The 16,847-nt window shown below is 69.8% G+C and carries 20 protein-coding genes; 12 read left to right on the top strand and 8 right to left on the bottom strand.

Annotation, left to right across the window (positions count from 1 at the left end; all coding sequences use genetic code 11):
• The first annotated feature begins 23 nt into the window (after nucleotides 1-23).
• Together ACZ6Z4_RS13520 and ACZ6Z4_RS13515 are read left to right on the top strand one after the other, a co-directional pair.
• On the top strand, nucleotides 24-917 hold the full coding sequence (locus tag ACZ6Z4_RS13520) for an SDR family oxidoreductase (protein ID WP_465562446.1): 894 nt from the start codon (nucleotides 24-26) through the stop codon (nucleotides 915-917).
• Between the two features lie 118 nt (nucleotides 918-1,035).
• Nucleotides 1,036-1,992 carry a TIGR03557 family F420-dependent LLM class oxidoreductase gene (locus ACZ6Z4_RS13515; protein WP_465562444.1) on the top strand — a complete coding sequence of 319 codons (957 nt, stop codon included), beginning with the start codon at nucleotides 1,036-1,038 and terminating at the stop codon, nucleotides 1,990-1,992.
• 103 nt (nucleotides 1,993-2,095) lie between these two features.
• On the opposite strand, the gene ACZ6Z4_RS13510 is transcribed toward ACZ6Z4_RS13515, so the two are convergent.
• Nucleotides 2,096-3,241 carry an epoxide hydrolase family protein gene (locus ACZ6Z4_RS13510; protein WP_465562442.1) on the bottom strand — a complete coding sequence of 382 codons (1,146 nt, stop codon included), beginning with the start codon at nucleotides 3,239-3,241 and terminating at the stop codon, nucleotides 2,096-2,098.
• Between the two features lie 62 nt (nucleotides 3,242-3,303).
• Here ACZ6Z4_RS13510 and ACZ6Z4_RS13505 point away from each other — a divergent pair, with 62 nt between their 5' ends.
• Both ACZ6Z4_RS13505 and ACZ6Z4_RS13500 read left to right on the top strand, forming a co-directional pair.
• Nucleotides 3,304-4,263: a helix-turn-helix transcriptional regulator gene (locus tag ACZ6Z4_RS13505; protein ID WP_465562440.1), complete on the top strand. Its 960-nt coding sequence runs from the start codon at nucleotides 3,304-3,306 to the stop codon at nucleotides 4,261-4,263.
• Between the two features lie 39 nt (nucleotides 4,264-4,302).
• On the top strand, nucleotides 4,303-5,415 hold the full coding sequence (locus ACZ6Z4_RS13500; protein ID WP_465562438.1) for a winged helix DNA-binding domain-containing protein: 1,113 nt from the start codon (nucleotides 4,303-4,305) through the stop codon (nucleotides 5,413-5,415).
• A gap of 30 nt (nucleotides 5,416-5,445) precedes the next feature.
• Here ACZ6Z4_RS13500 and ACZ6Z4_RS13495 read toward each other — a convergent pair whose 3' ends face one another.
• The gene (locus ACZ6Z4_RS13495) at nucleotides 5,446-6,048 is read right to left on the bottom strand and encodes a TetR/AcrR family transcriptional regulator (RefSeq protein ID WP_465562435.1); all 603 of its coding nucleotides are present in this window, start codon (nucleotides 6,046-6,048) and stop codon (nucleotides 5,446-5,448) included.
• Between the two features lie 53 nt (nucleotides 6,049-6,101).
• Between ACZ6Z4_RS13495 and ACZ6Z4_RS13490 the strand changes: the two genes are divergently transcribed.
• Nucleotides 6,102-7,085: an alpha/beta fold hydrolase gene (locus ACZ6Z4_RS13490; protein WP_465562433.1), complete on the top strand. Its 984-nt coding sequence runs from the start codon at nucleotides 6,102-6,104 to the stop codon at nucleotides 7,083-7,085.
• Nucleotides 7,086-7,109: 24 nt separating this feature from the next.
• Entirely contained in the window at nucleotides 7,110-8,687 is a 1,578-nt protein-coding gene (locus ACZ6Z4_RS13485) for a serine hydrolase domain-containing protein (protein ID WP_465562431.1), read from the top strand.
• On the opposite strand, the gene ACZ6Z4_RS13480 is transcribed toward ACZ6Z4_RS13485, so the two are convergent.
• The 3 genes from ACZ6Z4_RS13480 to ACZ6Z4_RS13470 form a co-directional block, all read right to left on the bottom strand.
• A complete protein-coding gene (locus tag ACZ6Z4_RS13480; protein WP_465562429.1) occupies nucleotides 8,616-9,467 on the bottom strand; it encodes a phosphotransferase in 852 nt (283 codons plus the stop codon). The genes ACZ6Z4_RS13485 and ACZ6Z4_RS13480 overlap by 72 nt on opposite strands.
• Complete coding sequence (locus tag ACZ6Z4_RS13475) at nucleotides 9,454-10,101, bottom strand: P-loop NTPase family protein (RefSeq protein WP_465562427.1); 648 nt, start codon at nucleotides 10,099-10,101, stop codon at nucleotides 9,454-9,456. Before ACZ6Z4_RS13475 ends, ACZ6Z4_RS13480 begins: the two co-directional genes overlap by 14 nt.
• 121 nt (nucleotides 10,102-10,222) lie before the next feature.
• Nucleotides 10,223-10,717 carry a hypothetical protein gene (locus ACZ6Z4_RS13470; protein WP_465563763.1) on the bottom strand — a complete coding sequence of 165 codons (495 nt, stop codon included), beginning with the start codon at nucleotides 10,715-10,717 and terminating at the stop codon, nucleotides 10,223-10,225.
• 169 nt (nucleotides 10,718-10,886) lie between these two features.
• On the opposite strand from ACZ6Z4_RS13470, the gene ACZ6Z4_RS13465 reads away from it, so the two are divergent.
• Together ACZ6Z4_RS13465 and ACZ6Z4_RS13460 are read left to right on the top strand one after the other, a co-directional pair.
• Nucleotides 10,887-11,114, top strand: a complete 228-nt coding sequence (locus tag ACZ6Z4_RS13465) for a hypothetical protein (RefSeq protein ID WP_465562425.1) — start codon at nucleotides 10,887-10,889, stop codon at nucleotides 11,112-11,114.
• A 114-nt stretch (nucleotides 11,115-11,228) separates the two neighbouring features.
• On the top strand, nucleotides 11,229-12,989 hold the full coding sequence (locus tag ACZ6Z4_RS13460; protein WP_465562422.1) for an ATP-dependent metallopeptidase FtsH/Yme1/Tma family protein: 1,761 nt from the start codon (nucleotides 11,229-11,231) through the stop codon (nucleotides 12,987-12,989).
• A 339-nt stretch (nucleotides 12,990-13,328) separates the two neighbouring features.
• On the opposite strand, the gene ACZ6Z4_RS13455 is transcribed toward ACZ6Z4_RS13460, so the two are convergent.
• The 3 genes from ACZ6Z4_RS13455 to ACZ6Z4_RS13445 are packed head-to-tail and all read right to left on the bottom strand — an operon-like array spanning nucleotide 13,329 to nucleotide 14,886.
• A complete protein-coding gene (locus ACZ6Z4_RS13455; protein ID WP_465562420.1) occupies nucleotides 13,329-13,712 on the bottom strand; it encodes a hypothetical protein in 384 nt (127 codons plus the stop codon).
• Nucleotides 13,709-14,278 carry a hypothetical protein gene (locus tag ACZ6Z4_RS13450; protein ID WP_465562418.1) on the bottom strand — a complete coding sequence of 190 codons (570 nt, stop codon included), beginning with the start codon at nucleotides 14,276-14,278 and terminating at the stop codon, nucleotides 13,709-13,711. The genes ACZ6Z4_RS13455 and ACZ6Z4_RS13450 overlap by 4 nt, the downstream gene beginning before the upstream one ends.
• A complete protein-coding gene (locus ACZ6Z4_RS13445; RefSeq protein ID WP_465562415.1) occupies nucleotides 14,269-14,886 on the bottom strand; it encodes an RNA polymerase sigma factor in 618 nt (205 codons plus the stop codon). Before ACZ6Z4_RS13445 ends, ACZ6Z4_RS13450 begins: the two co-directional genes overlap by 10 nt.
• A 204-nt stretch (nucleotides 14,887-15,090) precedes the next feature.
• Here ACZ6Z4_RS13445 and ACZ6Z4_RS13440 point away from each other — a divergent pair, with 204 nt between their 5' ends.
• The 4 genes from ACZ6Z4_RS13440 to ACZ6Z4_RS13425 all read left to right on the top strand — a co-directional run bounded on the left by ACZ6Z4_RS13440 (nucleotide 15,091) and on the right by ACZ6Z4_RS13425 (nucleotide 16,846).
• Nucleotides 15,091-15,579 (top strand): Asp23/Gls24 family envelope stress response protein, encoded by a 489-nt coding sequence (locus ACZ6Z4_RS13440; protein WP_465562413.1) that lies wholly within the window; start codon nucleotides 15,091-15,093, stop codon nucleotides 15,577-15,579.
• 178 nt (nucleotides 15,580-15,757) lie between these two features.
• Nucleotides 15,758-15,940, top strand: a complete 183-nt coding sequence (locus ACZ6Z4_RS13435; protein ID WP_465562411.1) for a hypothetical protein — start codon at nucleotides 15,758-15,760, stop codon at nucleotides 15,938-15,940.
• A complete protein-coding gene (locus tag ACZ6Z4_RS13430) occupies nucleotides 15,927-16,319 on the top strand; it encodes an Asp23/Gls24 family envelope stress response protein (RefSeq protein ID WP_465562408.1) in 393 nt (130 codons plus the stop codon). Before ACZ6Z4_RS13435 ends, ACZ6Z4_RS13430 begins: the two co-directional genes overlap by 14 nt.
• A complete protein-coding gene (locus ACZ6Z4_RS13425) occupies nucleotides 16,316-16,846 on the top strand; it encodes a DUF6286 domain-containing protein (protein ID WP_465562406.1) in 531 nt (176 codons plus the stop codon). The genes ACZ6Z4_RS13430 and ACZ6Z4_RS13425 overlap by 4 nt, the downstream gene beginning before the upstream one ends.
• Nucleotide 16,847: the final 1 nt, after the last annotated feature.

Here is a 16,847-nt window from a genome sequence, read left to right as displayed (position 1 = left end):
GTCCGTTCGAAGGAGCCCTGACGATGTCCGACCAGCACCAGCCCGGCGACCCGACCACGCAGCACCCCGGGGCCGACGCTCAGGGGCCGGAGCAGATCCCGCACCCGGGCCGGACGGGGGAGATGGATCAGCGGCCCGACCACGGTGAGGAGACCTACCGCGGTTCCGGGAAGCTGACCGGCAAGCGAGCCGTGATCACCGGTGGCGACTCCGGGATCGGCCGGGCGGTGGCGCTCGCGTTCGCCCGCGAAGGTGCCGACGTGCTGATCTCGTACCTGGAGTCCGAGGAGTCCGACGCGCAGGAGACGCGGAAGCTGATCGAGGCCGAGGGGCGTACGGCGGTGCTGGTCGCGGGCGACATCTGCGAGGAGGCGCACTGCGCGGAGATCGTCGACCGTGCGGTGCAGGAGCTCGGCGGGCTCGACATCCTGGTCAACAACGCGGCGTACCAGATGGCGCAGGAGGGCATCGAGGAGATCAGCACCGAGCAGTTCGACCGGGTGCTGAAGACCAACCTGTACGCGATGTTCTGGCTCTGCAAGGCCGCCGTACCGTACTTGAAGCCCGGCAGCAGCATCATCAACACCTCGTCGATCCAGGCCTACCAGCCGTCGCCGAACCTGCTCGACTACGCCACCACGAAGGCGGGCATCGTGAACTTCACCAAGGGGCTGGCCCAGGAGCTGGCGCCGAAGGGCGTCCGGGTCAACACCGTTGCTCCGGGCCCGATCTGGACTCCGTTGATCCCGGCAACGATGCCGGCGGAGAAGGTGGACGAGTTCGGCGCCGACACCCCGCTCGGACGCGCCGGTCAGCCGGCCGAGCTGGCGCCGGCGTACGTGTTCCTCGCTTCGCAGGAGTCGAGCTACATCACCGGCGAGCGGATCGGCGTCACGGGAGGGCAGCCGCTGCCCTAGACGTCCGGCGTCCTCGGAGTTGAAGGAGGACCGCCTGGTTTCAGCGAGCCGGTGCTGGCTACCGGGCAGCTGTGACCGAAGAGCCGGATCTTGTCGTGCCTGATCAGAGGAGTGTGTCGTGAAGCTCGGGTTCAAGTTGATCGCGGAGGCGTACGGTCCGGTCGAGATCGTCGAGCAGGCGGTGCGGGCGGAGGAGGCTGGGTTCGACTTCGTCGAGGTCAGCGATCACTTTCATCCGTGGGTCGGTGAGCACGAGCACTCAGGATTCGCGTTCTCGATGCTGGCGGCGATCGCCGCGCGGACGTCGGGGATCGGATTGGCGACCGGGGTGACCTGCCCGTTCATTCGGTACCACCCGGCGATCGTCGCACAGGCCGCGGCGACCGTCGCGTTGCTGTCCGGCGGCCGGTTCACGCTGGGCCTGGGCGCGGGTGAGCGGCTCAACGAGCATGTCGTCGGTGCCGGCTGGCCGGCGGTGGCCACGCGGCACGAGATGTTGCGGGAGGCAATCGAAATCATCCGGTTGCTGTGGAGCGGCGGGTACCACTCGTACGACGGCAAGCACCTGCGACTCGAGGACGCCCGGGTCTTCGACCTGCCCGACGAGCTGCCGGAGATCGCGGTCGCCGCCGGCGGGCCCGAATCGGCGCAGCTGGCCGGTGAGCTCGGGGACGCCTTGTTCGTCACCGAGCCGCGGGCGGATCTGGTCACGGCGTACGAGAAAGCTGGTGGGAACGGGAGCCGCTACGCGGAGGTTCCGCTGTCGTGGGCCCGGTCGGAAGACGAGGCGGCGGAATCGGCGCGAAAGTTGTTCCGCTTCGGGCTGACGGGCTGGAAGGTGCAAGCCGAGTTGCCGAATCCGGTCAACTTCGATGCTGCCACCGAGCTGATCACCGCCGACCACATGCGCGATCAGTTCGGGTGCGGGCCCGACGTGGATCGGCATGTGGAGATCGCCAAGCCGTTCGTCGAGGCCGGCTACGACCATCTCGCGTTGATCAACGCCGGTCCGGACACGGCTGGGTTCTTCGACTTCTTCACCAAGGAGCTCGGACCTGCCCTGCGTGCTCTGTGAGGCAGGCGAACAGAGGGAAGGCGCAGATAGATGCTCAGGACGGCCATCGAGCCGACGGCGAGGAAGGTGGTTCCTTCCTCGCCGTCCTCGCGCGGAGCGTGACCTAGGCGGTCGTGAGCTTGGCGAAGAAGCCCCGGATGTCCTCGACGAGGAGGTCGGGGGCGTCCTGGGTGGCCCAGTGGCTGCCGCGGTCGTACTCGTTCCAGGAGACGATGGCCGCGTGGTCGCGGTCGGCGAATCGTCGTAGTGGCCGGAAGTCGTAGGCGAAGCTGGCCAGGGCTGTCGGTGTGGTGGTCGGTGTGGCGGGATGCTCGGCGTGGTGGTCCTCGTAGTAGAAGCGGGCCGAGGAGGCGCCGGTGTTGGTCAGCCAGTAGATCGTCGCGTTGGTCAGCACGTGCTCGTCGCTGGTGCCTCCGAGCAGTTGGGCGATCCAGGCGAGTTGGCCTGCTGGGGAGTCGGCCAGGGCGTGGGCGAGGTTCTGCGGCTGCGTCTCCTGCAGTTTGGCGTACGCCGACATGCTGTCGCGGAAGGTCTGCAGGAAGTTCAGGTATCCGATCTCGTGCTCGGACAGTCCTTCCAGCTCGGCCGGATCGCCGGACGGGAACGAGAACAGCTGGGTCACATGGACACCGATGACGTGGTCGGGATCGATCCGGCCCAGCTCCGGTACGACGTACGCGCCCGCGTCGTTGCCATGGGCGCCGTACTTGGCGTAGCCGAGGCGACGCATCAGCTCGGCCCAGGCGCGCGCGGTCCGGTACCTGTTCCAGCCCTGTTCCGCGGTCGGGCCGGAGAACCCGAACCCGGGCAGGGACGGGATCACCAGGTGGAAGGCCTGCCCTTCGGCGGGCGCGGTGAGCGGCTCGATCAGCCCGAGGAACTCGATCACGCTGTTCGGCCAGCCGTGCGTCAGCAGCAGCGGAACGGCGTCCGGGTCGGCCGATCGGACGTGCAGGAAGTGGATCTGCTGGCCGTCGATCTCGGTGACGAACTGCGGGTACTCGTTCAGGCGCGCTTCCCACGCGCGCCAGTCGTAGGTGGTGCGCCACGTCTCGACGAGTCGCTGCACGTAGCCGACCGGTACGCCGTACTCCCAACCCGGTGGCACCGGCCCGGTCTGTGCCACGCCTTCCGTCTTCAGCGGGAGCTCGTTGGCCCAGCGGGTCCGGGCCAGCCGGCTCTGGAGGTCGTCGAGGTCGGCCTGGGGGATGTCGATCCGGAACGGGCGGATGTCGGTAGCTGTCGTCATGTCCAGAACACTATGAGCCCATTAGGCGAGCCAGCTTCCTAATGAACGGGCAGACTTTCCGCATGATCGAGACCTCGGCACGGCTGCTGAAGCTGCTCGCGTTGCTCCAGTCGCCCCGTGACTGGACCGGTGCCGAGCTGGCGGCGAAGCTCGAGGTCAGCTCTCGGACCATCCGCGCCGATGTCGAACGGCTGCGCACCCTGGGCTACCCGGTCGACGCCACTCGAGGCTCCGTCGGTGGTTACCGCCTCGGCGCCGGCGGGTCGCTGCCGCCGCTGCTGCTCGACGACGAGGAGGCCGTCGCTGTCGTGATCGGGCTCCGAAAGGCCGCCGAGATGAGCGGACTGGAGGAGAGCTCGGTGCAGGCCCTGACGAAACTCGAGCAGGTCCTCCCGTCCCGGTTGCGCCGCCGAGTCAGCTCTGTGGCTGCTTACACCGTCCAGGTGCCGCCTGACGAGGCCGCGCCGCGGATCGATCCTGAGCTGCTCTCCCAGCTCGCGGCGCTCTGCCGCGACCACGAGCGGCTCAGGTTCGACTACCTGTCGCACGGCGCCGACGCCACCAGGCGCGAGATCGAGCCGTACCGTCTGGTCAACTGGGGGCGCCGCTGGTACCTGGTCGGGTACGACCTCGGGCGGCAGGACTGGCGGACGTTCCGGGTCGACAGGATCTCGCCCCGGGTGCCCACCGGGCCCCGGTTCACGCCGCGCCCGCTGCCCGAAGACGGTGACCTCGCCGCCTATGTCTCCCGGCGAGTGTCGGCCGCGGCCTGGCGCCACCGCGCCCGGATCGTCATCCACGCACCAGCAGAAATCACGGCCGCTCGGCTGCCACCGGCGGCCGGCACCATCGAACCGATCGACGAGCACACCTGTCTGTTCAGTACCGGGTCGAGCTCCGTCAAAGGCCTCGCGGTGCATCTGGGGCTGCTCGACTTCGACTTCGAGGTCCAGGACGGGCCGCCCGAGCTGCACGCGTACCTCGAGCGGCTTGCCGAGCGGTACCGCCAGGCCTCGCGCTGAACACTCCAACACCTGCCTCAGAAGGAGAAGATCGACCCGATGCCCAGCCTGCTGAGTCGGCGTGACCTGAACCGTGCCACCCTCGCCCGCCAGTTCCTGCTCGCCCGGACCGACCGGCCGGTCCCCGACGTGATCGAACATCTCGTCGGCCTCCAGGCGCAGACACCGCACACCTGGTACGCCGGTTTGTGGACCCGCATCGACGGCTTCCGCCCCGAACTCGCCGCCGACGGGCTGACGTCGCGAGCCCTGGTCCGGATGGCGGTGATGAGGTCGACGATTCATCTGGTCACCGCACGCGACGCCGCCGCGCTGCGCCCGCTGGTCCAGCCGGTCCTGGATCGCGACCTGTTCAGCAATCACACGCACCGCGACGCGGTCCGCGATCTCGACGTGGAGGCGGTCACCGCCGCCGGCCGCGAGCTGCTCGCCGAGCGCCCGAGAACCCAGCGGGAGCTCGGGACGCTGCTGCACCAGCGTTGGCCCGACGTCGCGCCGGGGAGCCTCGCGTACGCCGTACGCAACCTGGTGCCGCTCGTGCAGGTACCGCCGCGCGGGTTGTGGGGCCGGAGCGGGACGATCGCGCACACCACCGCGGAGTCCTGGCTCGGCGGATTGACCGCCGGTGGTCTCGATCTCGCCGGCCTGATTCGCCGCTACCTCGGTGCCTTCGGCCCCGCGACGGTGCGCGACGTCCAGACCTGGTCAGGCCTGACCAGGCTGGCGGAGGTGATCGAGCCGATGCGCGGCGAACTGCTCGTCCACCGCGACGACGACAACCGCGAACTGTTCGACCTCCCGGATGCTCCTCGCCCCGATGCCGCCACGCCCGCGCCGCCGCGTTACCTGTACGACTTCGACAACCTGCTGCTCTCGCACGCCGACCGGACCCGCGTCATCACCGACGACTTCCACCGCCACTCATTCCGCCCGCACGGGCCCGTGCCATCCGTCGTACTGATCGACGGCGAGACCGGCGGCGACTGGACGCTGGAGCGAACCGGAGCCGGCGCGACCCTTCGGGTCCGCACCTACCGCAAACCGTCCGCCGAACTCGCCACGGCACTCACCACCGAGGGTGCTCACCTCCTCGCGTTCGCCGCTGCGGACGCCGACCACCACGACGTACAGCTGGAGGTGGCGAACGGGTAGTCGACTCCGGCCGGGCTCAGAAGGCGCTGGTCAGTTGGCCTGATCGGGGGACAGGACGGTTCGTTCGATCATGGTGACCAGGAGCTCTGTGGGTGGGCCGGTGTCGTAGGTGGGGTCGTTGACGTGCTCGGAGACGATCGCGTCGATGGCGCCGCCGATGATGATCGCGGGGGAGCGGAGGTCGATCTCCGCGGGCAGGTTCCGTGCTTCGCGAGCGCTTGCGAGGACCTGAGCGAGGGGTCCCCACCGGGCGGCGGGGTCAGGTCTTCCGCCGGTGTGGATGGCGGCTTCGATGATCATCCGGGTGTGCCGGGGGTTGTCGCGCAGGTGCCCGATCATCGAGCGCACGTAGACCGCCGGCCAGTCCTCGGGTGGTGCCGCGTCGATGGCGTTGCCGACGGCGGCGACGAGGGCCGCCAGGACCTCGGCCTGCGCGGTCTCCACCAGGGCGTTCTTGGACGGGTAGTAGTACAGCACCGCGGCCTTGGTGACCTCCGCCCGCTCGGCGATCTTGGCCAGCGACGTGCCCGCGTAGCCGACCTCCGCGACCAGCTCCACGGTGATCGCGATCAGCTGCGCGCGACGGGCCTGCTCGGTGAGTGTCAGCTTCCGGTCAGGCGGCAACGTCGGCATGACCCGAATTCTACCGTATGGTTAGTTTACCTACCAAGCGGTTAGGAGCCGAGATGACGGATTCTTCCGGAGACAAGAAGCGCCGTTGGCCGCGGGTCGTGCTGGGGGTGCTCGTGGTGGCCGGCGTCGCGGTCGCGCTGGTCGTGCGTTCTCCTTCGCCGGTCGGTCACTGGAACAGCGCCGACGGCTACCAGGACTACCTCGACAAGTACGACCTGGCGATGAAGGACGTGCCGGCTCCGACGGCGGTCCGCGACATCCGTACGGCGTACGGGCTGGTTCGGGTCTATCGCTTCAACGGCGCCGGCGCGAGATCGAGTACGCCGCTCCTGCTCCTGCCCGGTACGTCGTCCGGTACGCCGGTGTGGGCCGACAATCTGCCGTCGCTGCTGAGAATCGGCGACGTCTACACCGTGGACCTGCTGGGCGAACCTGGCATGAGCATCCAGAGCCGCCCGATCACGACGTCCGAGGACAAGGCCGCCTGGCTCGACCAGACCCTCGCCGAGCTCCCCGAGAAGAAGTTCGACCTGGTCGGCCTGTCGATCGGCGGCTGGACCGCGACGAACTTCGCCCTCAGACACCCCGACCGGGTCGCCACCCTCACGCTGCTGGAACCGGTCAACGTCTTCGACGGGATGCCGCTCGAGACCGTCGTCCGCTCGATCCCGGCCGCGGTGAAATGGCTGCCGCGCTCCTGGCGGGACAGCTTCAACTCCTACACCGCCGGCGGTGCCCCGGTCGAGGACGTGCCGGTCGCGGACATGATCGAGTCGGGGATGAAGAACTACACGATGCGCCAGCCGCAGCCGGAGCGGATCACCGAGGCGCAGCTCGGCGCTCTGACGATGCCGGTCCTCGCGTTCATCGCCGGGAAGTCGGTGATGCACGACCCGCCGAAGGCGCGCAGTACGGCGGAGAGCGCGCTGCCGAACAAGACGGTGAAGCTCTACCCCGATGCTTCGCACGCGATCAACGGCGAGTACCCCGACCAGCTCGCCGCCGACCTGCAGGCCTTCCTCGCCGCCCAGCGCTGAGGCCGCAACAGAGCTGAACAGGGGATGCCGATGATGACGTTCTTCCTGCGTGGACAGGCCCGCTGGACACGGCGCGCGCTGGGTGTGTTCCTGGCGGTGGTGCTGGGCCAGAGCGCGCTTGCCGCGGCTGGTGCCGGTGATGCAGCGACGTTGGACAGCTTCGTAGCCGAGCGGAGCCGCACGGTTGGTGTGCCGGGAGTGGCGTACGCCGTGGTCGGCCCCGAAGGTGTGCAGCACCAAGCCACCTTCGGCCAGGACGGTGACGGCCGCGCGGTGAGTGCCGAGACCCCGTTCCTGTGGGGCTCGGTGTCCAAGCCGATCACGGCGACCTTGGTGACCCTGCTGGCCCGAGACGGAGTGCTGGATCTCGATGCGGCCGTGGCGAAGCTGGTGCCGCCGTTCGGGACGGCGAGTCAGGTCACCGTGCGGCAGCTGCTCGATCACACCAGCGGACTGCCCGAGGGCCTCGAACACACCGACCGGTACGACGCCGGCCGCAGCATCAGTTCGCTGATCCCTCAAATCGCTGGGCTCGAACCAGTCGCCGCGCCGGGCGCCGAGCACCACTACTCGAGCCTGAACTACATCGTGCTCGGAGCCGTCGTCGAGGCTGTCACCGGTAAGGCGTTCGCACAGGTGCTGTCGGAGCGTCTGCTCGCGCCGGCCGGTGTGAACAGCCCCCTGGCGGACGCGAGCCGGACCGGCCAGGTGCTGCCGGCCGGACATCGGTTCGTGTTCGGTGGCCCGCGCGCCTTCGACACCGAGGTCGACCCGGCAACGGTCCCGGCCGGTTACCTGGTCGGCACCGTGGACGACCTCGCGGCGTACGCGCGAACCCAGCTGGCGGGCGGGCCTGTGCTCGGCGAGAAGGAACGCAGCCTGCTCCACACCTCCCAGGTCGCGGTCGGCGACGGCAACGGGTACGCGCTCGGCTGGCGGGTGTCGAAGGTCCCGGGCACGGAGGAGCCGATGATCTGGCACGGCGGCGCCGCGCCCGGGTATCAGGCCGCGATCGTCCTGCTGCCCAAGCGCGACCAAGCGCTGGTGGTTCTGCAGAACGCCTACAGCCCGTTCCACGACACCGAGCTGATGGACACTGCCCTGGGTGCTGCCGCCCTCCTGGCCGGCGCCGAGCCGGAGCCCCACGGCACCGACCCGATCTACCTGGCGCTCCTCGTAGTCCTCGGCCTCGTGGCGCTCACCCTGCTGACTGTCACCGCACTTCCAGCTACGCCGGAGCCCCAAGCAACGCAGCACCCGACGTCGCGTGGTCGGGCTGGCGCTGAGCCTCATCGTCCTCGGTGTGCTCGCGTATGCGCTGGCCGTCGTACTGCCCGGCCTGGCAGGAGTCTCGCTAGGACAGCTCAGCCTGTGGGCGCCCGACGTGTCCTGGTTGGTGCACGCCGCGTTGGTCCTCAGCGCCGTACTGGCCGTGGTTCGTGTTCTGGCGACGGTGCGGGATGTGCGGTCGGCCGGCCGGCGGTTGTGAGCCGGTCGGCGCGGCGGCGTGAATTGGAGTACCGGAGCGGTCTACCAGGCGACCTCGTCGAGCGCCGGCCACGGTGGGCCTTGCCGCAGGGCGCGGAGGAACGCTACTCCTGATCTCCTGCCGCTCGGGTGCTGGTCGTTGAGGCTCCAGCGATGTGTCGCGACGATCGCGAGCACGATCCCTCGGCAAACGCCGACCAGGTTGTGGTCGGCGTCGGGATAGTGCCGGCTGACTTCCCTGGACACCCACGCCAGGTCGTACTCGACCGGCCCGCGGGCGGCGTTCTCGAAGTCGATGAACAGCGGCCCATCCTTCGTGTCGAGGAGGTTGGCCGGGTGCGGCTCGCCGTGCAGGAGCTGGTCGTCCCTGCTCACGATCGATCGGGCCAGGTGGTGCAGGGTGCCGGCCAGCAGTTCCCGATCCGTCTCCGCGAGTTCGGGAGTGACGTCGCGGCTGGCGACGTCTCGCTGAGTAGCGCTCACACGATCCATGACGTGTGGGGTTGCGATCTCGATCCGCGCCAGGCCGGCATGAAGGCGCGCGAGCGCCTGTGCGTAGCCGGTCGACCGAGGGATTCCGGATTGCCTAGTCGGGACGTGGGTCCACAGCGTGACCTGGAAGCCGTCCTGCACGAAGACGCGTGGTGCGACCCGGGGATCGAGTGGAGCGACCGGACTGTCCGTCTGCTCCAACTGCCGCACGAGCTCGACTTCTTGCTCTGCGTCGGCGAAATGCGTCATGGGCGTGACTCGGGCGACGGTGTCGCAGGGCATCAAGCGGACGACGAGCCGGTTGGAGTCGCTGAGAACGACCGCTTCGTCGACGGCCAGGTCGAGGTCCGCGGCGATCGACATCGCCGCGGCCACCGCAAGGTGCGCTTCAGTTGCCTTCATCGCCGTTCCCCTTCGCAGTCACATCGACGAACTTCCTGATCGCGCGCTTGGACTTCAGCACGTGCTGGGCAGCGTGCTGCCCTCGGCGGGCCACGATCTCCAGCTCCTGCTCGAGTTTCACGTGCCGCTCCCGCCAGATGCGCGGGACGAGGCGCCACTCGTCACGCAGCCGCTGCCACGCCGTGTACTCGCATCCTTCCGGCAGCTTGTCCGGCATTCGGCAGCCGCGCAGCAACGCGCGTCCTGCGCACCGCCACCACGGCGTGGCCAGAACCACCACGGTGTCAGCGAGTTCGAGCCGCAGATCGAGTGTCTCGGTGTAGTTGCCGTCGGCAATCCACGCGTCGTCGGCGAGGAGGGCGCGTTGTTTCTCGCGCCATTCGGCCTCCGACGGTTCGGTCCAGCCTGGCTTCCAGAAGTGCAGGTCCAGATGAATGAGCGGTAGACCGGATCTGGCCGCAAGTGCCCGGGAGAACGTGGACTTCCCGGACCCGGCCGTTCCGGTGACGATGATGCGGCGTTGCGTTTCGTAGGGGTACATGACACCTTCGCAGGATCGCAGGGGTGCCAGGTTCGACAAGCCTGAGCGCTGTCTGGCCGTGGTGTCGAAGCCGGCAAGGACCTTCTGCGACACGGCAGGATCAAGGGTGCACGAAGCCACCGCCGGGCAGCCTTCCCGTGATCAGGAAGCTTCCGGCGGCATCGCACTGCTGCAGTCCCGCGCAGCACGCGACGACACGTCCGTACCTACCGTGTCAGCGCGTGCCCCGCCGACCGGGCAGGTCGTGATGCACCCGACCCCAGGCGCCGTCAGCCATCCTGAGCCTCTCCACGAAGCGAGCCCGCAACCGCGAGCCGCTCCTCCAGAGTAGCTCCAGCCGCTGCCGCGGAAGCCGGTCGGGGGCCGGCATGCTCAAGGCAGAGTCGCCAGCCAGTTGGTGAGGGCGGCGGTGATCTCGGTGGGGGAGTCCTCGGGGAGGAAGTGGAGACCGGGGACGGTGACTTCTTGCTGGTTGGGGCTGCCGTCGAGTGCCGGCAGGAAGCACCTTCTCGACGAAGACGTTGTGCAGCAACACCAACTGCTCACCGGCAGTACTGCGCAGGGCTTTGAACAGCACGGGAGCAGGCGCGTTCTCGTCACTCCACGAGACGGGCGCGATCAGTGTTTCCAGATACGCGATTCCCCGCACCGATGACGGGTGGCGGCGTGCCCAGTCGAAACCGAGGACGCCGCCCCAGTCATGTCCGATGACGACCAGGTGGCCTCGGCGATCGCCCGAACTTCCTCGGAGCGGTTCATGACTCCAGCCTCGTGCAGACAGGTGACCCGTGCAACCAACGTCGGGCGAATCCCGTTGAGATCGGGCGCCAGCGAGGCGACGGCCCGGTGCTGGCCTGTGGGTCGGCTATAACGTCCGGATGCGCAACTACTTGAGGTTCAAGGCTCCGTGGTGGCTTCTTGTGCTGTGGGGTGGTGGCGTGTGCTTCGTGTTGAGTCTGATCGGCAGGGCGCTGCTGCCGTCGTACTTTCCGTCGTCGGTCTGGGGCTCCGTGATCTTCGGCGTCCTCGTCGGTCCGTGCATCGCCCTGTCGATCCGGGCGCCGTACAGCCGTCGCGGAGGCCCGGACAAGACCGACCAGAGCTGACACGGGTCAGACTCCTCTGTCGAGCTGAACCACCACCATCGTCGGCCTGCGTGCTCTGTCTCGATCGGGGCTCGGTGAGCGATGGTGAAGGGATCGCGGCAGACGGAGGTTTCGATGAGTGGACAGGGCGACGAGCGTACGCCGGAGCGTGACGAGCGGATGGGGGGATCGCGCCGGCATCCGGTGCCGCCGTGGCGGACCGAGGGGCTCCCGGCGGGTAGCGGCGGGAGGCCGCGGCGGCCGCGGTGGTTGAAGGTGGTGGCCTGGATCGCCGGCGGGTACCTGTTGCTGTTCGTGCTCACCAGCGTGCAGGACGAGATGTCGGGGCGGGCGGAGACGATCGCCTACACGGAGTTCACGCTGCAGGTGCAGAAGGGCAACGTCGCCGAGGTGTTCGCGCGGGGTGACACGATCGAGGGGCGGCTGAAGGACGCCGCGTCGGTGCCGGGGCAGACGGATTCGTCGTACACGAAGTTCACCACCGAGCGGCCGACGTTCGCGAACGACAACCTGTACGAGGCGCTGGAGAAGAGCGGCACGACGGTCCGGGCGACGCCCGTCGTCCAGACGCGTGGCGCGTTCTGGAACCTGCTGATCTCGTTCGCGCCGATCCTGCTGCTGGTCGGCTTCTACCTGTGGCTGTTCCGTCGCCAGCAGCGTTCGGCCGCGGGTGGGCTCGGTGGTCTGCTCGGTGGCGGCGGCCAGAAGAAGCCGGTCGATCCGGAGACGGTCCGTACGACGTTCGCCGACGTCGCGGGCATCGACGAGGTCAAGTCGGAGATCGCCGAGATCGTCGACTACCTGAAGGATCCGGACAAGTACCGGCGGCTGGGCGCACGGGCGCCCAAAGGTGCCTTGCTCGCCGGCAGTCCCGGGACCGGGAAGACGCTGCTCGCCCGGGCGACCGCGGGGGAGGCCGGGGTGCCGTTCTTCTCGGCGAGCGCGTCGGAGTTCATCGAGGCGATCGTCGGGGTCGGCGCGAGCCGGGTCCGGCAGCTGTTCCAGGAGGCCCGCAAGGTGGCTCCGGCGCTGCTGCGGCCGGGCCGGTTCGACCGGACGATCACCGTGCACGCACCCGACCAGAAGGGCCGCGAGGCGATCCTGAAGGTGCACGCCCGCGGCAAGCCGCTGGCCGCCGACGTGGACCTGGCTGCGATGGCGAAGTCGACCCCCGGGATGACCGGCGCGGACCTGGCGAACCTGCTGAACGAAGCGGCGCTGGCCGCGGCGCGGTCCGGGCGCTCGGAGGTCCGCCAGGATGACCTGACCACGGCGCTGGAGAAGATCCAGCTCGGTACGGCGCGCAACGTCGTGATGCCCGAGGAGGAGCGGCGGCGTACGGCGTACCACGAAGGCGGTCACGCCCTGCTGGGCATGATCCAGGTCGGCGCCGACCCGGTCCGCAAGGTGTCGATCATCCCGCGCGGCCGCGCCCTGGGCGTCACGCTGTCGACACCGGAGATGGACCGCTACGGCTACGACGTCGACTACCTGCGCGGCCGGATCATCGGCGCCCTCGGCGGCATGGCCGCGGAGCAGGAGGTCCTCGGCGTGGTGACGACAGGCGCCGAGAGCGACCTCGAGACCGCGACCCGAATCGCGCGGTCGATGGTCGGCCGCTGGGGAATGTCGGCGGCTGTCGGCCCGGTCTCGGTCCTCCCCGCCGACGGCGACCCGCGGGCCGTCGCGTCGGACTCGCTCCTCAACACCGTCGACGAGGAAGTCCGCCGCCTCATCGACGAGTGCTACCAGGAAGCGAGAAGACTGCTCCGCGAAAACCGCACCCACCTCGACGGCATCGCGGAACAACTCCTGCTGCACGAAACCCTCGACGAGGCCGACGCGTACGCGGCGGCGGGTGTCGCGCGGACCTGATTCGCCGGGGGAGTGGCGATCACGCCCTCGGCTCGAGCCGACAGGTGCTCACCGAGCTGGTTGGAGAAGACCGTCGTACCGGTCGGGACTACAACCGCCGGCGGGTCCGCGCGGAGCCGGACGACGCGTTCGCCGAAGCCGTGCCGGGGCGCGACGTCGGCGTACGCGTGGGCGATGTCCTCCAGCGGGTACTCGGCCTCGATCGGCACGACCAGGCGGCCGGACGCGACCAGGGCCGCGAGTACGGTCCAGATCTCGAGGGACATCGCGTCACCGTTGCCCTGGGCATGTACTCCGTGGCGCGGCCCTCCGCGAGACGCCGTAGCGCGGGGCAGGTGCCTACTGGGGCTCGAGGTCGATCTCGACGATGTGGACCCGGACCTGGGTCGGGTGTTCGGGCAGTGCCGCGGTGACGGCGTCGGCGACGGCTTGGGCCACCTCGGCGGCCTGGTGGGTGATGCTGACCACGATGCGCAGGTCGACGCGGAGGTGTTGCCGGTCGGGGGTGAAGCCGGCGTCGACGCCTCCGATGTCGGGGAGCGTCTTGCCGGTGGCCTGGGTCCAGGCCTGTGCCGCGAACCGCCGCAGCAGGCCCCAGACGCCTGGTTGCAGGCGGACGACGCCGGGGACCGCGCGGGCGGCCTTGGCGGCGGACTCGGCGGCGCGGATCTCGGTGAGCAGGGTGGCCGGGACGAGACCGCCGGGGGCCCACGGGGTCGTCATCGCGGGTCCTCCCGGTCGATCCAGACGTCCACGACCTCGAAGTCGAGGGATTCGAGCGCCAGCCCGATGCGCTCGGGGAGAGCGGCGGCGACTCGCCGGCGGGCCTCGTCCAGCGCGGTGACCTGGCCCGAGCCGAAGCGCAGCGCGACCGACATCCAGACCGCGACCGCGCCTGGGTGGTCAGCGGCGGGAGTGATGCGGCACTGATGGGCGCGGATGCCGTCGACGCCGTCGACGGCGTACCGCAGTACGGCGGCCAGGGCCGAGGTCGAGATGTCGACCTGCGCGGTGCTGCTCGGCAGGGCGATCGTCGCGCCGAGGCTCAGGTCGGCGCGGACCGCGGTCATGATCTTGTCGAGGAAACCGGCCGGCGGTACGGCGGGGTCGTCGATCAGCGCTCGGGTGGCCTCGGTGAGCTCGTCCAGGCTGGTCCGGGCGGTGCTGCAGTGCGGGCAGGTCAGTGCGTGGTCGGTGACCCGGCCGGCCTCCATGTCGTCCCAGACGTCCTCGACGCTGCGACCGCAGGGCAGCGGGTGTCCGGTCTCCTGGGTGGGGTTCATCTCCACGGTTTCATCACCTCCGCTAGCTCGGCCCGGGCTCTGGCAATTCGTCCTCTGACCGCTGTCGGCGTCGCGTCGACCAGCTCGGCGATCTCGTTGTACGAGCGCCCGTGGACCTCGCGGAGCAGCCAGCAGGCCCGCTGCGGTGGCGGTAGTTGCGCGAGCGCCAGGGTGAGGGCCTTCATCGCTTCGCTGTTGTGCGCCGCCCGGGCCGGGTCGCTCCCGGCGCCGGTCTCCGGCGGGTCGTGGCGCTCGTCGAGCTCGTCGACGGGCTTGCGGCGCTGCAGGATCGTCAGGCACTTGTTGGTGGCCGTGCGGTAGAGCCAGCTGCCGAAGGCGCCGTCGTACTGGATCTCCGGCAGCCGCCGCCAGGCGGTGACGAAGACCTCCTGGGCGACGTCCTCGGCCTCGCCGCTGGCGCCGTTGAGCATCCGCAGGCACAACACGTAGATCCGGCGCTGGTACCGGCGGACGAGCATCTCGAACGAGGCGGGGTCACGGTTGCGCGCGCGGGCGACCAGCGTCGCTTCGTCGAGCTCGGCCAGACCCGCTCGTACGCCGGCCGCTGACGGCGCAGGAAGTGCCCGCGGGGCGTCCGGTCCTGCCGCACTCACCGATGTCCTCCTCCGGGTCTCGTCCGCGCGCCCGTGGCCCGGGTGCGTTGCTGAACAGACGACGGCAATCGCACGGAAGTCACGGTTCCGCCCGCGATGCGTCGCGTGAGGCTGATCACACCGAGCGTAACGTGACGAACGATCCGGAGCCGTCGTCACACCGAAGACCACGCAGTCGAACCCAGCGAACCGAAGGACGACACGATGACGCAGACCAGCACCACCGCCGCGACCGGCAAGACGCTCAAGTCGGCCGCCCCGGTCGACGTTGCCGACGGCAACCTGACCGGTGCGCAGGGCCGGACGTCGATCGCCGACCAGGTGGTCTCCAAGATCGCCGGGATCGCGACCCGCGAGGTCGGCGGCGTGCACGACCTGGGCGGTACGGCGGCCCGGACCGTCGGCATGATCCGCGACCGGATCCCCGGCTCCAAGACCAACCTGTCCCAGGGCGTCACCGTCGAGGTCGGCGAGACCCAGGCCGCGATCGACCTGCAGATCATCGTCGAGTACGGCGTGAGCATCGCCGAGCTGGCCACCGCGATCCGCCAGAACGTGATCGGCGCGGTCGAGCGGATGACCGGGCTCGAGGTCACCGAGGTCAACATCGCCGTCAACGACATCCACCTCGAGGGCGAGGACGACGACACCGCCGACCTCGACGCCGAACCGGTCGAACGCCGCGTCCGGTGACCGTCGTACGCGGTCAGGACCTCGATCCGCGCCTGCTTCAGCACGGTCGCGCGGCGCAAGGGGTCGCGGCGCGGCGGGACCGGCGCCGGCCGGACCCGGGCGGTTGCCTGCAGCACCGAAGTTCTCGCTCCCCGAACGCGCCGGCGCCCGTGCCCGGACCGACTCTCCAGGAGACCTCGTGAGCACCTCGACCATCGGCCTGTTCGCCGGCCTGCTGATCGCGATCGCCGCCGCGGCCGGCGGTTTCGCCGGGTTCCTCCTCGCGCTCGTCCTCGGCGCGGTCGGGTTCGTCGCCGGGCGCTACCTGTCCGACGGCAGCAAGGGCCTCGACGACCTGATGTCCCGCCGTGGCCGTGGCTGACCTCGCCACCCTCGCGCCGGCCGACGCGCCGGTGGTGGACGCGGCGAACCGGGGCACGCTGGAGATCAGCCCGCGGGCGGTCGAGCGGATCGCCGAGATCACCGCGCTCCGGGTCGCGGGAGTCGTCCGCCAGGACTCGACCTTCGGACGTGGCCTGCCCAGGGCGAAAGCCCAGGTGGCCGGGCGGTGCGTCCAGGTCGGCGTCGAGATCGCCGCCGAGTGGGGCTACCGGCTGGCTGACCTGGCCGCCGAGGTCCGCGAGCAGGCGGCGCGGGCCATCACCGATCTGGCCGGCCTGGGAGTCGACAGCGTCAGCGTCGACATCTCCGCCGTCGAGCTGCCCAGCCCCGACCGACAGCGTCCGCGGAGGGTCGTATGACGAGCACACCTGCGAAGAAGCCGGTCGCGGCACCGGCTGTCGCGACCGTCGGGATCGTTGCCGCCCTCGCCACCGCAGCCCTCGGCGCGGTCGGCGTACGGGAAGCTCTGGTGTCCGCCGGTGCCGTCACCGGTGAACCGTGGCTGGAGTGGCTGATCGGGAAGGCCGCGGTGCTGAAGCCCGTCGACTGGATGATCCCGGCCGGGATCGTCGCGCTCGTCGCCGGGCTGTGCATCCTGATCGCGGCCGTCAAGCCCCGCAGGGCGACCCACCTGGCCGTCGGCGACGGCGGAGTCTGGATCCGCGGCTCGGACGCTGCCCGTCTGGCGGCCGACACGGCGACCACGATCGACTCCGTCACCGCGGCCACCACCAAGGCCGGGCGCCGCTCGGTGCGGGTCGTCGCGACCGCGATCAGCGCGGAGCCCCGGGTCCACGACGACCTGACCGCGGCGATCGACCAGCGGCTGCGGGCCGTCGTACCGAATCTCCGGGTCCGGACCCGGGTCACTGTCGAGGAGAACTGAC

The organism is Kribbella sp. NPDC104740 (assembly GCF_055583505.1).
The sequence above is the reverse complement of the archived record's forward strand: the minus strand, read 5'-3'. Positions and strand labels throughout refer to the sequence as shown.

What these genes read in the sequence shown, in the direction of transcription:
- ACZ6Z4_RS13520 (WP_465562446.1), top strand. Translation starts at nt 24, where the DNA reads ATGTCCGACCAGCACCAGCCCGGCGACCCGACCACGCAGCACCCCGGG.
- ACZ6Z4_RS13510 (WP_465562442.1), bottom strand. Translation starts at nt 3,241, where the DNA reads ATGACGACAGCTACCGACATCCGCCCGTTCCGGATCGACATCCCCCAG.
- ACZ6Z4_RS13505 (WP_465562440.1), top strand. Translation starts at nt 3,304, where the DNA reads ATGATCGAGACCTCGGCACGGCTGCTGAAGCTGCTCGCGTTGCTCCAG.
- ACZ6Z4_RS13500 (WP_465562438.1), top strand. Translation starts at nt 4,303, where the DNA reads ATGCCCAGCCTGCTGAGTCGGCGTGACCTGAACCGTGCCACCCTCGCC.
- ACZ6Z4_RS13495 (WP_465562435.1), bottom strand. Translation starts at nt 6,048, where the DNA reads ATGCCGACGTTGCCGCCTGACCGGAAGCTGACACTCACCGAGCAGGCC.
- ACZ6Z4_RS13490 (WP_465562433.1), top strand. Translation starts at nt 6,102, where the DNA reads ATGACGGATTCTTCCGGAGACAAGAAGCGCCGTTGGCCGCGGGTCGTG.
- ACZ6Z4_RS13485 (WP_465562431.1), top strand. Translation starts at nt 7,110, where the DNA reads ATGCCGATGATGACGTTCTTCCTGCGTGGACAGGCCCGCTGGACACGG.
- ACZ6Z4_RS13480 (WP_465562429.1), bottom strand. Translation starts at nt 9,467, where the DNA reads ATGAAGGCAACTGAAGCGCACCTTGCGGTGGCCGCGGCGATGTCGATC.
- ACZ6Z4_RS13465 (WP_465562425.1), top strand. Translation starts at nt 10,887, where the DNA reads ATGCGCAACTACTTGAGGTTCAAGGCTCCGTGGTGGCTTCTTGTGCTG.
- ACZ6Z4_RS13460 (WP_465562422.1), top strand. Translation starts at nt 11,229, where the DNA reads ATGAGTGGACAGGGCGACGAGCGTACGCCGGAGCGTGACGAGCGGATG.
- ACZ6Z4_RS13455 (WP_465562420.1), bottom strand. Translation starts at nt 13,712, where the DNA reads ATGACGACCCCGTGGGCCCCCGGCGGTCTCGTCCCGGCCACCCTGCTC.
- ACZ6Z4_RS13440 (WP_465562413.1), top strand. Translation starts at nt 15,091, where the DNA reads ATGACGCAGACCAGCACCACCGCCGCGACCGGCAAGACGCTCAAGTCG.
- ACZ6Z4_RS13425 (WP_465562406.1), top strand. Translation starts at nt 16,316, where the DNA reads ATGACGAGCACACCTGCGAAGAAGCCGGTCGCGGCACCGGCTGTCGCG.